Genomic DNA, 14,294 nt, shown 5'->3' with positions numbered 1-14,294 from the left:
GTGGAAAAAGGGGACATTTGCCGGTGTTTCGGGCTGCACGCAGACCGTGCCGCCAAGGCACTTTGGGTTAAGGGCACTTGACCCGGATCGTGCCGCCCCAAGCGTATATAAGTGCCAAGGCCCGCCGATCTGACGGGCCTTTTTTGTAGCGACTTCCTTATCGGATCCGATGTGTGATTGCCCAGGATCGTGGTGTGATCAAAACCGCGATCTTTTGGGCGGACTGACGCCGCAAATGCACACAGGCGTCAGCGGATCCGCAGGCCGGTGTCGCTGTCAAACAGGTAAAGACGTTTGGTGTCCACGCTGAGACCGACGGTTTCACCCTCGGGGCTGCGGGTGTCGCCGCGTTCTTCGACGATCATCTGCTCCCCGTTTGGGGACGAGAGATAACAATAGCTGACCCCGCCGAGGGCTTCGGTCAACTCGATCTTCAGCTCCTCCGCGCTGTGGTCGAGTTCGATGTGTTCGGGACGGATGCCAACGGTCACCTTGCTCATGCCTTCGCGTAGCGCAACCGGGGAGGCCTGCGGGGTGCTAAAGGCGGGATGAACCAGATTGCCGTCCACCACATCGCACTCAAGGAAGTTCATCGCAGGCGAGCCGATGAAACCGGCGACAAAGCGGTTGTTGGGATCACGGTAAAGATCAAGCGGCGCGCCAACCTGTTCGATCATACCGTCGCGCAGCACGACGATCTTGTCTGCCATTGTCATGGCTTCGACCTGATCGTGGGTCACATAGATCATGGTGGCGCCGATTTCCTGATGCAGGCGGGAAATTTCCACGCGCATTTCGACACGCAGTTCCGCATCAAGGTTGGAGAGCGGCTCGTCAAACAGGAAGACTTCGGGGCCACGGACAATGGCGCGGCCAATGGCAACCCGCTGACGTTGACCACCCGAAAGCGCTTTGGGTTTGCGCGAGAGATAAGGGTCGAGTTTCAGAATCGCGCTGGCCTTGGCGACTTTTTCTTCGATTTCGGGTTTCGGATGGCCATTCATGCGCAGACCGAAACCCATGTTTTCCGCCACGCTCATGTGCGGATAAAGCGCGTAGGTTTGGAACACCATGGCCACGCCGCGTTTGGCTGGGTCAACATGGGTCACGTCGCGCTGACCGATGCCGATTTGGCCTTCTGTGGTCTCTTCCAGACCGGCAATCATCCGCAAAAGCGTTGACTTGCCACAGCCCGAGGGGCCTACAAAAACACAAAACTCGCCGTCTTCGATGTCGAGGTCGATGCCGTGGATCACCTGAGTTTCGCCGTAGCGTTTGATCGCGCCTTTGAGCGTTACACCTGTCATGGGTTCATCACCTTTTGTTGTCGTGTTTCTGGGAACCGCCAAGCCTGCGCTTCGCGACCAATGCGGGTCGCGGTGTCGATCACACGGGGCGCCCAGTCTTCGAGTTGTTCCAATGAGGTCCGGCTTGTGGGGCCGGTGACCGAGAGCGCGCCAAGGGGGCGGCCGTTTTTGGTCAGGATTGGCACCGCCACGCAGACGATGCCGGGTTCGTGTTCTTCGCGGTCAAACCCATATCCGCGCGCGCGGATGTTGGCGAGCTCCGCGCGCAGTTCGGCTTCTGATGCCAAAGTTGTTGGTGTGAAGCGGTGAAAGCTTTGTTGTTGGATCGCACGGTCCAGTTCAGCCTCGCCCAAAAAGGCCATCATGGCTTTGCCAACACCGGTGCAATAGGCGGGGCCGACTTTTCCAGCCTGCGAATACATTTCGACCGGTTGGCGGGCGTTGCGTTTGTCCACATAGAGCACTTGCGAGGCGTCCAGTTGGGCAAGGTGCACGGTTTCGCCGATCTCAGCGGAAAGCGCATCAAGGTGCGGGCGCGCGATGGGGGCGAGTGAGCTTGTGGTCCAGGCTGCGTGCGCAAGACGCACAAGGCGCATCCCCAGCGCATAGGTTTGGCGGTCCGCGTCGTAGGACAGCATGCCCTGATTGGTCAGGGTTTGCAGAAAGCGATATAGCGTCGCTTTGGGATAGGCGCTGTTGTCTTGCAATTCACCAAAGCGCACAGGCCGCTTGTAAGCCGCAACCTGATCCAGCACGTCCAGTGCTTTGCCAACTGTTCCGTCCCCTGACATGGGTGTTTTTCTCCTCCTCGTCTCAGGCTTGCGCCTAAGAATCTGTTGACAAGCTAGCCGACTCCGTGTGTAGATTTCAATATGTAAAACGCGGTTTCAAATAATGAAACCAAAACTTGCATGAATTTTGGAGCACAGGGAGGACACAATGCTTTCCAAAATCAAAACCACCGCTGCCGTGGCCGCGGTCGTATCGTCGTTTGCAGTGCCTGCTTCGGCAGAGCTGTCGGGCGATCTGACAATCTTCTTGGACACATCGAACCCGGCGCCTCGCGCCACGATGGAAGCCATGATTGGTCGCTTTGGGGAGAAGCACCCCGATCTGAACATCGAAACAACGGTGATCGATCGCGAAGCGTATAAAACACAGATCCGCAACTTTCTGACCGCGAACGCGCCAGACGTTGCCACTTGGTACGCGGCCAACCGCATGCGTCCATACGTAGAAGCGGGCCTGTTTGAAGATGTTTCCGACCTCTATGCAGAGCCGGCAATGGCCGAAGGTCTGGCATCCACCAAAGGTGCGCTGACCATTGACGACAAGCAGTGGGGCGTTGCCTATACCTACTACCAGTGGGGTGTTTACTACCGCAAAGACATCTTTGCCGAGCTGGGTCTGTCTGAGCCAACCACTTGGGACGAAGAAAAAGCAAACTGCGCCAAGATCGTCGACTCGGGCCGTGCTTGCTATACCATTGGTACCAAGTACCTTTGGACTGCTGGCGGCTGGTTTGACTACATGAACATGCGCACAAACGGCTTTGATTTCCACATGGATCTGGCCGCAGGTAAAGTTGCTTGGACTGACGAGCGCGTGAAGCAGACTTTCATGAACTGGAAAGAGCTGATCGACATGGGCGGCTTTGTGGCTGATCACCAGACCTACAGCTGGCAGGAAGCGCTGCCGTTCATGGTCAAAGGCGAAGCTGCTGCCTACCTGATGGGTAACTTTGCTGTGGCTCCGCTGCGCGAAGCGGGCCTGACGGATGATCAACTGGACTTCTACCAGTTCCCAATGATCAACCCAGACGTGGCTTTGTCGGAAGATGCTCCGACAGATACATTCCACATCCCTGCAAACGCCAAGAACAAAGAAGCTGCACGTGAATTCCTGCGCTTTGCAACTTCGGCTGAAGAGCAGACCATCATTAACAACGGCAAAAACCTCGGTCAGTTGCCTGTGAATGCTGGCTCTTCTGTTGATGAAGACAAGTTCCTGCAGCAGGGCTTCAAGATGCTTTCCACCAACTCTACCGGCGGCGTTGCCCAGTTCTGGGATCGCGATGCACCTGCAGAGATGGCCAAAGCATCCATGGAAGGTTTCCAGGAGTTCATGGTCAAGCCAGACGAGCTGGACAAAATCCTGGCGAAACTCGAGCGCGCACGCGGTCGCATCTACAAATAAGTGTTTCACCTGCGCGCCTTGGCGCGTGGGTCTCACTTGAAATTGACAAGGCGGGGATTTCCTCCGCCTTGTCCCCCTCAAAAACCGGGCACCCTTTATGACCGTAGCATCCGACATTCCCGAGACCGAAAGCTGGTTCCATCGCAACCAGCAAAAAATAGCGCCGTGGCTTTTTCTGGCGCCGGGTATCTTGTTCTTTTCAGTCTATGTGATTGCGCCGATTTTCCAGTCGTTCAACCTGTCGCTTTATGAGTGGGACGGGCTTGGTAAGGCGGAATACGTCGGCCTGAGCAACTATGAGCAGCTGTATTGGGAATATGTCGACCGCGACGCGTTCTTTATTTCGTTGAAGAACAACGTGATCTGGCTGGTGATGTATTTGCTGGCGATCCCTGCGGGGCTTTTCATCGCGCTGTTCCTCAATCAGACAGTGCGCGGCATTCGTCTGTATAAGTCTCTGTTTTTCTTTCCGTTTGTGATTTCGCAAGTGGTGGTCGGGCTGGTGTTCAGCTGGTTTTATGACCCCAACTTTGGCCTGCTCAACACGATGCTGGGCTGGATCAATCTTGGGCCGATCAACGTGCTGGGCAACGAAAATCTTGTGACCTATGGCATCATCATCGCCGGTCTGTGGCCACAAACGGCGTATTGCATGATCCTGTATTTGACCGGTTTGAACGCCGTGGATCCAGAGCAGATCGAAGCCGGTCGTCTGGATGGCGCCAAGGGCCTGCGGATGCTGTGGCACATCATTCTGCCGCAACTGCGTCCTGCCACATTTATTGCATTTGTCGTCACCATCATTGGCGCGCTGCGCAGCTTTGATTTGGTGTCGATCATGACCGAGGGCGGGCCGTTCGGGTCCAGCCGCGTGCTGGCTTACTACATGTTCGAAGTCGCCTTGTCCGAATACGGGTTCCGCATGGGGTACGGTGCTGCCATCGCTGTGGTGCTGTTCCTGATCATGATGGTCTTCATCGCCTACTTCCTGTGGTCGATGTATCGCGAAGAGAAGGGCCACTGAGATGTTTCCTCAACCGATAGAAAAACAATCTGCTGGCGCACAGTTCGCCTATAAATCGCTGCTGCCCGTTGTGCTTTTGCTTTGGCTTGCGCCTTTGTTGGCTGTGGCGCTGTTCTCGATAAAACCGGGTGCGGACTTTAGTTCTGGCAACTACTGGGGTGTACCTTCGAGCTTTGAGGGCCTGACCAACTATGGGCAGGTGTTCTTCAACTCCGATATGCCGCGCTATTTGCTGAACTCTTTCATGATCACCATCCCGACGGTGATTGGTGCTGTGGCTTTGTCTTCGATGACGGGCTTTGCGCTGGGCGTGTACAAATTCCGTGCCAACATTTGGATCTTCTTTTTGTTTGTCGCCGGTAACTTTGTGCCGTTTCAGATCCTGATGGTGCCGGTGCGGGACCTGACATTGAGCCTTGGGTTGTATGACACCAAAGCGGGTCTGGTGCTGTTCCATGTGGCGTTTCAGACGGGGTTCTGTACGCTGTTCATGCGCAACTTTATCCGTGCTTTGCCGTTTGAGTTGATCGAAGCGGCGCGCGTCGAAGGTGTGAGCGAAATCAAGATCTTCTGGTATGTGGTTCTGCCTTTGATGAAGCCTGCGCTGGCGGCTTTGTCGGTGTTGATCTTCACCTTCATCTGGAACGACTATTTCTGGGCGATTGTTCTGACACAAGGGCCCGACAGCCAGCCAGTGACCGCAGGGATCACCAGCTTTAACGCGCAGTTCCGTGCGGCCTATCACATGATGAGCGCGGGCTCGATCGTGGCGGCGTTGCCACCTGTGGCGATGTTCTTCCTGATGCAGAAACACTTTATTGCAGGTCTCACCCTGGGAGCCGTGAAGTGAACAAAACGATGCAGTCCTGGCGCATTGATGCGCCGGGTCAGACGCTGGTGCTGGCCTCGGACGGGCGGACACCGGTGGCCGTCTATTGGGGGCCATCGCTGCCTGAGGATCAGGATTTGGGCGCGATTTGTGATGCGGCCAAACGCGATGTGACGGGTGGGATGATTGATTCCTTGCCGGAGCTTTCGCTGTGCCCTGAAGAGGGCGACAGCTTTCAGGGGCAGCCGGGGATCAAGGCCTATCGGGACGGTGCGCCGATGTATCCTCGGTTTGCGTTTGTGTCCGGCAACGGCGGCGAGTTTGTCTGTCGTGACGCGGAGTTGGGGCTGACACTGACCTTTCGGTTTGAGGTGCAGGGCGCGGTGATTGCGGCGTCGACGTCTTTAACTTCGGATCGTGAAATCACTCTGCACCATTTGGCGGCGCCCGCGATGCCGGGACCGCAGTTTGCCGACGAGATTTTGGATTTCTCAGGCCGCTGGATTGGCGAGTTTCAAATGGAGCGTGCGCCATGGCGGGTCGGCACCCATATGCGCGAGGCGCGGGGGGGGCGGTCCGGTCATGAGACGCCGCCAATTGCCTATTTCCCCGAGACCGGCGCGACAAGCACGCGTGGTATCGTTTTTGCCATGCATTATGGCTGGTCCGGTGGCCATGTGATGTATGCCGACGAGCAGCCCGATGGGCGGCGTCAAATTCAATTTGGCCACGCCACTGGCACGCGCGCAGCGGGCACCGAATTTGAGACCGGCACACTGTATCTGGCGGCGTCGGAGACGGGTCTGAATGGCTGCGCCGTGGCGTTTCAGCGGCATCTGCGCGATGCGTTGATCACCTGGCCGCATCCTGATCGACCTCGGCCAGTACATTACAATTGCTGGGAAGCGATCTATTTCGACCATGATTTTGCAGAACTGGCGGCGATTGCCGATCGGGCTGCGGCATTGGGGGCCGAGCGGTTTGTGCTGGACGACGGCTGGTTTGGCAAACGTGATGATGACACATCGTCCTTGGGCGATTGGGACATTGATCCGCGCAAATGGCCCGATGGGCTGACGCCGCTGATTGATCACGTTCAGGCGCTGGGCATGGTCTTTGGCCTGTGGTTTGAGCCCGAGATGGTCAATATGGACAGCGATCTGGCACGCGCCCATCCCGATTGGATCTTGGGTCGCGCCGATCAGGTTGAGGGACGTCAGCAACGCGTGTTGGATCTGAGCAATCCTGAGGTGCGCAGCTATCTTTATGACAAGATCGCAGCGGTGCTGTCGACGCATGACATTGATTACATCAAGTGGGATCACAACCGCCTGTTGCCGGTTGCGGATGCGGCGCAAGGCGATGGTATCTATGCGCTTTTGGCGCGGTTGCGGGCGGATTTCCCACAGGTGGAAATCGAGAGCTGCGCCTCGGGCGGCGGTCGGATCGACGCGGGTATCTTGCAGCACACACAGCGGGTTTGGCTGAGCGACAGCAACGATGCGCTGGAGCGGTTGCGCATTCAACATGATGCAGCGCTGATGTTGCCGGCGGCGGTCACTGGCAGCCACGTTGGACCGCGTCATTGTCATACGTCGGGGCGCGTGCATGACATCCGGTTCCGCGCTTGGGTGGCAGCGCAGCGCCACATGGGGTTTGAGATGGACCCGCGCGAGTTGACCGACGACGAAGCCGAGGTTTTGACGCGGGTCACGGCGTGGTGGAAAGCCAACCGCGACTGGCGCATGGGGGCCGATATCCTGCGGCTGGACAGCGCCGATCCAAGCGTGATCGCAGAACAGCAATTGGCGGCGGATGGCACGCAGTTTGTGGTTTTTGCGGGCAAAGCCGCGAGTGGCAAGCAGAACATGCCGCGCCCGCTGCGCCTGACCGCGCTTGAGGCTGAGGCGCGTTACAAGGTGGCGCTTATCAATCGTGATGAGGCCAACCACCTGAGCCGGATTTCTATTCCGCTGAAAGAAGGGCCGATGGTCCTGACAGGTCAGCAGCTGATGCAACAAGGTTTGATCCTGCCGTGGTCCTTTCCGGACCGTTTGTGGGTGGTCGAAGGAACGAAGATATGACGAAGAAGCGCCGGTCACAGGACTGGTATGGCATGATGGACAAGGACGGCTTTATCCGACGCAGCTGGATGAAGAACCAAGGCTATCCGGATCATGCTTTTGACGGCCGACCAGTGATTGGCATTTGCAACACATGGAGCGAACTGACGCCGTGCAACTCGGGTCTGCGTGAGTTGGCCGAAGGTGTGAAACGCGGCGTTTGGGATGCGGGTGGTTTTCCGGTCGAGTTTCCGGTGATGTCGCTGGGCGAAACCCAGATGAAGCCGACCGCGATGCTGTTTCGCAACCTGTTGTCGATGGATGTGGAAGAGAGCATCCGCGCCTATGGCATGGACGGTGTTGTCTTGCTGGGCGGCTGTGACAAGACCACGCCGGGGCAGTTGATGGGCGCAGCGTCGGTGGATTTGCCGACGATCGTCGTAAGCTCTGGCCCGATGTTGTCTGGCAAGTGGAAAGGCCGCGATTTGGGCTCCGGCACGGATGTGCGCAAGTTCGCGATGGACGTGAAAGCGGGCGACATGACGCTTAAGGATTTCATGGCCACCGAGTCCGGCATGAGCCGGTCCAAAGGGGTGTGCATGACCATGGGCACGGCCTCGACAATGTCATCGCTGGTTGAGGCGATGGGAATGTCGTTGCCAATGAATGGCTCGCTGCCTGCGGTGGACGCGCGGCGCATGGCTTTGGCGCATATGACAGGCAAGCGGATTGTCGAGATGGTGGACGAGGACCTGAAGCTGTCTGATGTTTTGAAGCGTGAGAATTTCGAGAACGCGATAATCGCCAATGCGGCGCTGGGCGGGTCGTCAAATTCCGTAATGCACCTCCTGGCTTTGGCGGGGCGCGTCGGCATCGATCTTGACCTCAGCGATTTTGAGATCGGGTCCGAAATTCCGCTGTTGGTTAACTGTATGCCGTCGGGAAAATACCTGATGGAAGACTTCTGTTATGCAGGCGGCGTGCCTGCGGTGTTGAAAGAAGTTAGCCATCTGTTGCGCGCGGCGCCGACAGTTATGGGCAAGGATATTTCGCATTACTATGAGGATGCCGAGACGTACAATCGCGACGTGATCCACGCCTTTGACGCACCGCGCAAGCCGGCCGCTGGCTTGCGGGTTTTGAAGGGCAATCTGGCCCCCAGAGGCGCGATTGTGAAACCCTCGGCTGCGTCCGATCACCTGCTGGAGCACGAAGGCGAAGCCTATGTGTTTGAGAGCATCGAAGAGCTAAAGGCCAATATCGACCGCGATGATCTGCCCGTGGATGAAAACAGCATTCTGGTGCTGAAACACTGTGGTCCCAAGGGTTATCCGGGGATGCCCGAAGTGGGCGATATGCCGGTTCCCGCCAAGCTGGTCAAACAAGGCGTGCGCGATATCGTGCGGGTGTCGGATGCACGTATGAGTGGCACGGCGTTTGGCACGGTGATCCTGCATGTGGCGCCAGAGGCGACGGCGGGCGGGCCTATTGCGCTTGTGCAAACCGGCGACCGGATCAAGGTTTCGGCCAAGGGTGGCGTTCTGGAATTGTTGGTTGCAGAAGAAGAGCTTGCAGCGCGGCGCGCGGGGTGGGAAGAGCCTGCCAAACATTACACGCGCGGCTATGCGAGCATGTATATCGACCATGTCCTGCAAGCAGATCAGGGCGCGGATTTGGATTTTCTTGTCGGCAAAGACACCCGACCTGTAACGAGAGAGAGCCACTGATGACTGGAACGATTTTCCCCGACCTCAAAGGCAAGTCAGTCTACATCACCGGCGGTGCAAGCGGTATTGGCGCGGCGCTGACGGACGGGTTCATGGCGCAAGGTGCCAAAGTGGCGATTATTGGCCGGAGCGCGGCAGATGATTTCGTTGCCGAGATGGAAGCCAAACATGGCGCGACACCTTTGTTTATGCAGGGCGATATCGCCGATGTGCCGCGTTTGCGCGAATCCATTCAGCAGGCCGTAGGTGAGCATGGCGGGTTGGACGTTTTGGTGAACAATGCCGCCAACGACAAACGCCACAGCCTCGATGAGGTGGACGAAGAATTCTTCGACTGGATGCAGGCGGTAAACCTGAAAGCTTACTTCTTTGCCTGCCAAGAAGCGGCGCGACACATGCAAGCCGGTGGCGCGATGATCAATTTCAGCTCGATCAGCTATATGATGGGCAATGCTGGCTATCCGATTTACACGACGGCGAATGCAGGCATCACCGGTATGACACGCTCGCTGGCGCGCGAACTTGGCCCCAAAGGTATTCGGGTGAACGCATTGGCCCCCGGCTGGGTTCTGACGCAGAAGCAATTGGATATGTGGGCAAGCCCTGAGGATCTGGACGATCACATGAACAAGATGTGTCTCAAGGAACATCTGAAGCCAGAGGATATGATCGATCCGACGCTTTATCTGGCGTCCAACGCAAGCCGGATGATGACCGGACAAACAATGGCCGTGGACGGCGGCGTAGTGGTGTCGGGGTAAATCATGACTGTGACGGCGGAATGGATTGCGGTTGATTGGGGCACGTCGAACCTGCGGGCCTATGCGATGTCGGGGGAAACTGTTCTGGCGGAGGCACAATCAGATCACGGTATGGCGCGGCTGGAGAAGTCCGAGTTCGGACCGGCGTTGATGGCGTTGATTGGTGACTGGCTTGGCGCGCGAGTCACGGACGTCGTGGCCTGCGGCATGGTTGGTGCGCGGCAAGGCTGGGTCGAGGCGCCATATGCGACGGTCCCCAGTGCGCCGTTGGCGGGACACGCGGTGCAAGTGCCGGGCACAGATGCGCGGGTGCGGGTTTTTGTGGTGCCGGGCCTTAAGCAGGAGAAACCTGCAGATGTGATGCGTGGCGAAGAGACACAGGTTGCTGGATTTTTGGCACGGACGCCGAAATGGGATGGCGTAATTTGCCTGCCGGGAACGCACACAAAGTGGGTACATGTCAGCGCCGATGAAGTGGTGAGTTTTCGCACCTTTATGACTGGTGAAATGTTTGCGTTGTTGAGTAAATCCAGCGTTTTGCAGCATTCGGTGGGCGGCGGTTGGGATGACGCCGCGTTTGAAGACGGGCTGGACCAGACACTATCGCGACCAGAGAGTTTGGCAGGTGAATTGTTTGGCATTCGTGCGAGTGATCTGTTGAATGCCACGCCTGCGTCCGCCGCGCGTGCGCGGCTTTCGGGGCTGTTGCTTGGCGCGGAATTGGCGGCGTCAAAACCTTACTGGCTTGGCCAAAACATCGCAGTGATTGGCGATGCCGCTCTGTCTGAGGTTTACGCCAAGGCGCTTAAAACGCAGGGTGGTTTCGCCACCATTGCGGAATGTCAGGAAATGACCATTGCGGGGCTGTCTGCCGCGCGCAACCTTTTGGGGTAACACTATGGACCGGGCGATTATTGCCATTTTGCGGGGGGTGACCCCGGACGAAGTTGTGCCGATTGCACATGAAATTATGAAAGCGGGCATCACCAAGATCGAAGTGCCGCTGAACTCGCCAGACGCGGTGGAAAGCATCCGGCGTTTGGTCAAAGACAACGCTGGTCGCGCGTTGATCGGCGCGGGCACGGTGTTGACTGTGGCCCAAGTTGAGGCCGTGCACGACGCGGGCGGCAAGCTGATTGTGTCACCCAATTGCGATCCAGAGGTGATTGCCCACACAAAGGCTTTGGGCATGGAAAGCTGGCCGGGAATTTTCACTCCGACCGAGGCATTTTCAGCGTTGCAGGCAGGCGCGACAGGGCTGAAGCTGTTTCCGGGAAATATGGCCGGGCCGGGGGGCATGAAAGCGCTTCGGGCGGTGTTGCCCAGTGGCACGCAGGTTTACGCCGTGGGCGGCGCTGGCCCGGAGAATTTCGACCAATGGGGCGCCGCGAGTGCTGACGGGTTCGGGATCGGGTCCGCTATCTATAAACTTGGTATGAGCGCGGCTGATGTGCGGGCCAGGGCCGATGAAATTGTGACCGCATATGATAAGGTTTTTCCATGAGTTATGTGTTTGACACCCGCGTCTGTGAATTGGGCGAAGGGCCGTTGTGGCATCCGGAGCGGGAGCAGTTGTTCTGGTTTGATATCTTGGGCAACAAGCTCATGACGCAGGTGAAAGGCGACCATCGGGAATGGGAATTTGACGAACACGTCTCGGCAGCTGGCTGGGTGGATGTGGACACGCTGATCCTTGCCAGTGAAACCGCGCTCTGGAAATTCACAATCAGCAGCGGTGAGCAGGAGTATCTGGTCGCGCTGGAAGCCGACAATCCGGACACGCGGTCCAACGACGGGCGCGCGGACCCCTTTGGCGGGTTCTGGATTGGCACGATGGGCAAAAGTGCCGAGGCCAAGGCAGGCGCGATCTATCGCTATTACAAAGGCGAGTTGCGCAAGCTGGTGGCGGATGTGACGATCACCAACGCAATCTGTTTTTCGCCGGACGGCAAATGGGCACATTATGCGGACACGCTGACCGGCCAAGTGATGCGCTGGGAGATGGACCCTGACGGCTGGCCCGTGGGCGAGGCGTTCGTGCATGTTGATACCAAAGCGGAGGGCTTGAACCCGGATGGCGCGGTGGTTGATGCGGACGGCACGATCTGGATTGCGCAATGGGGCGCGAGCCGCGTGGCGGCTTATGATGGGAGCGGCCAATTTGTGCGCGCGGTTGAATTTGGCGGGCGTCACACGTCATGCCCTGCGTTTGGCGGGGCGGATTTGACGACGCTCTTTTGCACCACTGCGGCCGAAGGGCTGTCGGCAGACGTGCTTGAGACAGAACCGGAAAACGGCATGGTTTTCGTGGAAGACGCGGTCGCCCAAGGGCAAGCTGAGAACAAGGTAATCCTATGAGTAAGGATCTGGGGGTCTGTTATTACCCCGAGCATTGGCCCGAAGACATCTGGGAGAAGGACGCAGCTGACATGATGGCTGCGGGCATTCGTTGGGTGCGGATTGGCGAGTTCGCCTGGAGCCGAATGGAAGCCAAGCCGGGCGTCCTGACTCTCGAGTGGCTGGATCGTGCGATTGATGTGCTTGGTGATGCTGGCTTGAAGGTCATTCTGGGTACGCCAACGGCGACTCCGCCACGGTGGATGATCGACAAGCATCCCGACATGCTCGCAGTGGATGCCGACGGTAACCCGCGCAAGTTCGGGTCGCGCCGGCATTACTGTTTCAGCCATGTCGGATATCGCGACGAAAGTGCGCGGATTACGCGCATTCTCGCGGAACGCTATGGGCCAAACCCGCATGTGGTCGCGTGGCAAACGGACAATGAATACGGCTGTCACGACACGACGGTCAGCTATTCCGAGCCGGCCAAGGTTGCGTTTCAGGCGTGGTGCCGTGCGCGATATGAAACAATTGAGGCGCTCAATGAAGCATGGGGCAATATCTTTTGGTCGATGGAGTATTTCGACTTTGCCGATATTGATCTGCCTAATCTGACAGTGACCGAGCCAAATCCAAGCCATGTCCTTGCTTTTAGGCGGTTTTCCAGTGATCAGGTGACGCTGTTCAACAAGGTTCAAGTTGATGTTTTGCGGGTCAACACCGACGCGCCGCTGATCCACAACTATATGGGCCGCATTCTGGAGTTTGACCATTTCGATGTTGGTGCGGACCTCGATATTGCCAGTTGGGACAGCTATCCGATTGGTTTCCTGTCGGACCGTCTTGAAGCGTCGGATGATCATAAAGCGCGGTATTTGCGCCAAGGTGACCCGGACATGCAGGCGTTTCACCATGACCTTTATCGCGCCGTAGGCAAAGGCCGCTGGTGGGTGATGGAGCAACAGCCCGGGCCGGTGAATTGGGCGCCTTTTAACCCTGCTCCGCTACCGGGAATGGTGGCGTTGTGGTCGCTGGAAGCCTTTGCGCATGGGGCGGAAGTCGTGAGCTATTTCCGCTGGCGGCAAGCACCGATGGCGCAAGAAATGATGCATGCGGGTCTGTTGACCCCAGACCGCCAAGAGGCGCCTGGAATGGCGGAGGCGCGTCAGGCGGCTGAAATCGCTGAGAAAATTGGCGATACGAAGACCACACAGGCGCCCGTGGCAATCGTGTTTGATTATGCCTCTGACTGGGCATGGCACACGCAACCGCAAGGGGCAGGGTTTGACTATTTCCGGCTTGTGTTTGCAACGTACCGGGCGTTGCGGCGCGCTGGATTGTCAGTGGACATTGTGAACAGCGATTGTCGTGATTTCGCGGGCTACAAAGCGGTGTTTGCACCGGGTCTGGCGACGCTGGAGCCTACGCTGGTCGAGGCGATAGACGCGGCTGGGGCCGTGGCGGTTTTGGGGCCGCGCACAGGCGCAATCACGCCTGAATTCCGCATTCCTGACGGCGGGCGTCCCGGTGTGCCGGGGTTGGATGCGCGGGTCGAGTTGATCGAAAGCTTGCCGCCGAATGCGGGCATGGCAGTGGATGGCGGTGGCACCGTGGACCATTGGTGCGAACGACTTTCGGGGTCTGCCAAAGCATTGATGTCGCTGGAAAATGGCGTGCCCGTCTTGATGGCCGAAGGCAACCGGTGGTATCTGGGCGGCTTCCCAGATGAGATATTGTTTGATCGGATTGTCGGCATGGTTGCCGAGGCAACAGGGATTGAGGTCCACAGGATGTCAGGTGGGTTGCGCCGCCGGATGCTGGGGGACCTGGAGTTCCTTATCAACTATGAGGCGCATGAGATCACGTATGACGGCCAGCAGGTCGGGGCGTGTGGCGTTGTCGTGCGCAATGGTGGCGACCTTGTTGCTGAGAGCAATATGAGCTGAGCGGTCTCGAAAATCGGTTGGAAATTACGAAGGCGGTTCCGGTCGGAGCCGCTTTTTTCGTTGGCGGTATTGCGTCGGTATCGCGGATGTATAGCGACGGT

At 57.8% G+C, this 14,294-nt stretch carries 12 protein-coding genes; 10 read left to right on the top strand and 2 right to left on the bottom strand.

What is annotated here, in order from left to right:
* Nucleotides 1–248 precede the first annotated feature (248 nt).
* Both SHIM_RS15340 and SHIM_RS15335 read right to left on the bottom strand, forming a co-directional pair.
* Entirely contained in the window at nt 249–1,307 is a 1,059-nt protein-coding gene (locus SHIM_RS15340; RefSeq protein WP_054003559.1) for an ABC transporter ATP-binding protein, read from the bottom strand.
* On the bottom strand, nt 1,304–2,098 hold the full coding sequence (locus tag SHIM_RS15335; RefSeq protein WP_054003558.1) for an IclR family transcriptional regulator: 795 nt from the start codon (nt 2,096–2,098) through the stop codon (nt 1,304–1,306). Before SHIM_RS15335 ends, SHIM_RS15340 begins: the two co-directional genes overlap by 4 nt.
* A gap of 148 nt (nt 2,099–2,246) precedes the next feature.
* Between SHIM_RS15335 and SHIM_RS15330 the strand changes: the two genes are divergently transcribed.
* The 10 genes from SHIM_RS15330 to SHIM_RS15285 all read left to right on the top strand — a co-directional run bounded on the left by SHIM_RS15330 (nt 2,247) and on the right by SHIM_RS15285 (nt 14,193).
* Nucleotides 2,247–3,503, top strand: a complete 1,257-nt coding sequence (locus SHIM_RS15330) for an ABC transporter substrate-binding protein (RefSeq protein WP_054003557.1) — start codon at nt 2,247–2,249, stop codon at nt 3,501–3,503.
* A 97-nt stretch (nt 3,504–3,600) separates the two neighbouring features.
* Nucleotides 3,601–4,527: a carbohydrate ABC transporter permease gene (locus SHIM_RS15325; RefSeq protein WP_054003556.1), complete on the top strand. Its 927-nt coding sequence runs from the start codon at nt 3,601–3,603 to the stop codon at nt 4,525–4,527.
* 1 nt (nt 4,528) lies between these two features.
* Nucleotides 4,529–5,377 (top strand): carbohydrate ABC transporter permease, encoded by an 849-nt coding sequence (locus SHIM_RS15320; protein WP_054003555.1) that lies wholly within the window; start codon nt 4,529–4,531, stop codon nt 5,375–5,377.
* A gap of 8 nt (nt 5,378–5,385) precedes the next feature.
* Nucleotides 5,386–7,440: an alpha-galactosidase gene (locus tag SHIM_RS15315; RefSeq protein WP_054003612.1), complete on the top strand. Its 2,055-nt coding sequence runs from the start codon at nt 5,386–5,388 to the stop codon at nt 7,438–7,440.
* On the top strand, nt 7,437–9,146 hold the full coding sequence (locus tag SHIM_RS15310; protein ID WP_054003554.1) for an IlvD/Edd family dehydratase: 1,710 nt from the start codon (nt 7,437–7,439) through the stop codon (nt 9,144–9,146). The genes SHIM_RS15315 and SHIM_RS15310 overlap by 4 nt, the downstream gene beginning before the upstream one ends.
* Nucleotides 9,146–9,907 (top strand): SDR family NAD(P)-dependent oxidoreductase, encoded by a 762-nt coding sequence (locus SHIM_RS15305; protein ID WP_054003553.1) that lies wholly within the window; start codon nt 9,146–9,148, stop codon nt 9,905–9,907. The genes SHIM_RS15310 and SHIM_RS15305 overlap by 1 nt, the downstream gene beginning before the upstream one ends.
* 3 nt (nt 9,908–9,910) lie before the next feature.
* Nucleotides 9,911–10,801 carry a 2-dehydro-3-deoxygalactonokinase gene (locus SHIM_RS15300; RefSeq protein ID WP_054003552.1) on the top strand — a complete coding sequence of 297 codons (891 nt, stop codon included), beginning with the start codon at nt 9,911–9,913 and terminating at the stop codon, nt 10,799–10,801.
* A gap of 4 nt (nt 10,802–10,805) precedes the next feature.
* A complete protein-coding gene (locus tag SHIM_RS15295; RefSeq protein WP_054003551.1) occupies nt 10,806–11,411 on the top strand; it encodes a 2-dehydro-3-deoxy-6-phosphogalactonate aldolase in 606 nt (201 codons plus the stop codon).
* Nucleotides 11,408–12,265, top strand: coding sequence for an SMP-30/gluconolactonase/LRE family protein (locus SHIM_RS15290; RefSeq protein WP_054003550.1), 858 nt, complete (start codon nt 11,408–11,410; stop codon nt 12,263–12,265). Before SHIM_RS15295 ends, SHIM_RS15290 begins: the two co-directional genes overlap by 4 nt.
* Nucleotides 12,262–14,193 (top strand): beta-galactosidase, encoded by a 1,932-nt coding sequence (locus SHIM_RS15285; RefSeq protein WP_054003549.1) that lies wholly within the window; start codon nt 12,262–12,264, stop codon nt 14,191–14,193. Before SHIM_RS15290 ends, SHIM_RS15285 begins: the two co-directional genes overlap by 4 nt.
* The last annotated feature ends 101 nt before the right edge of the window (nt 14,194–14,294 follow it).

Source organism: Shimia sp. SK013 (genome assembly GCF_001292625.1).
Taxonomy (GTDB): Bacteria; Pseudomonadota; Alphaproteobacteria; order Rhodobacterales; family Rhodobacteraceae; genus Shimia.
This window is presented reverse-complemented; position numbering and strand designations above follow the sequence as displayed.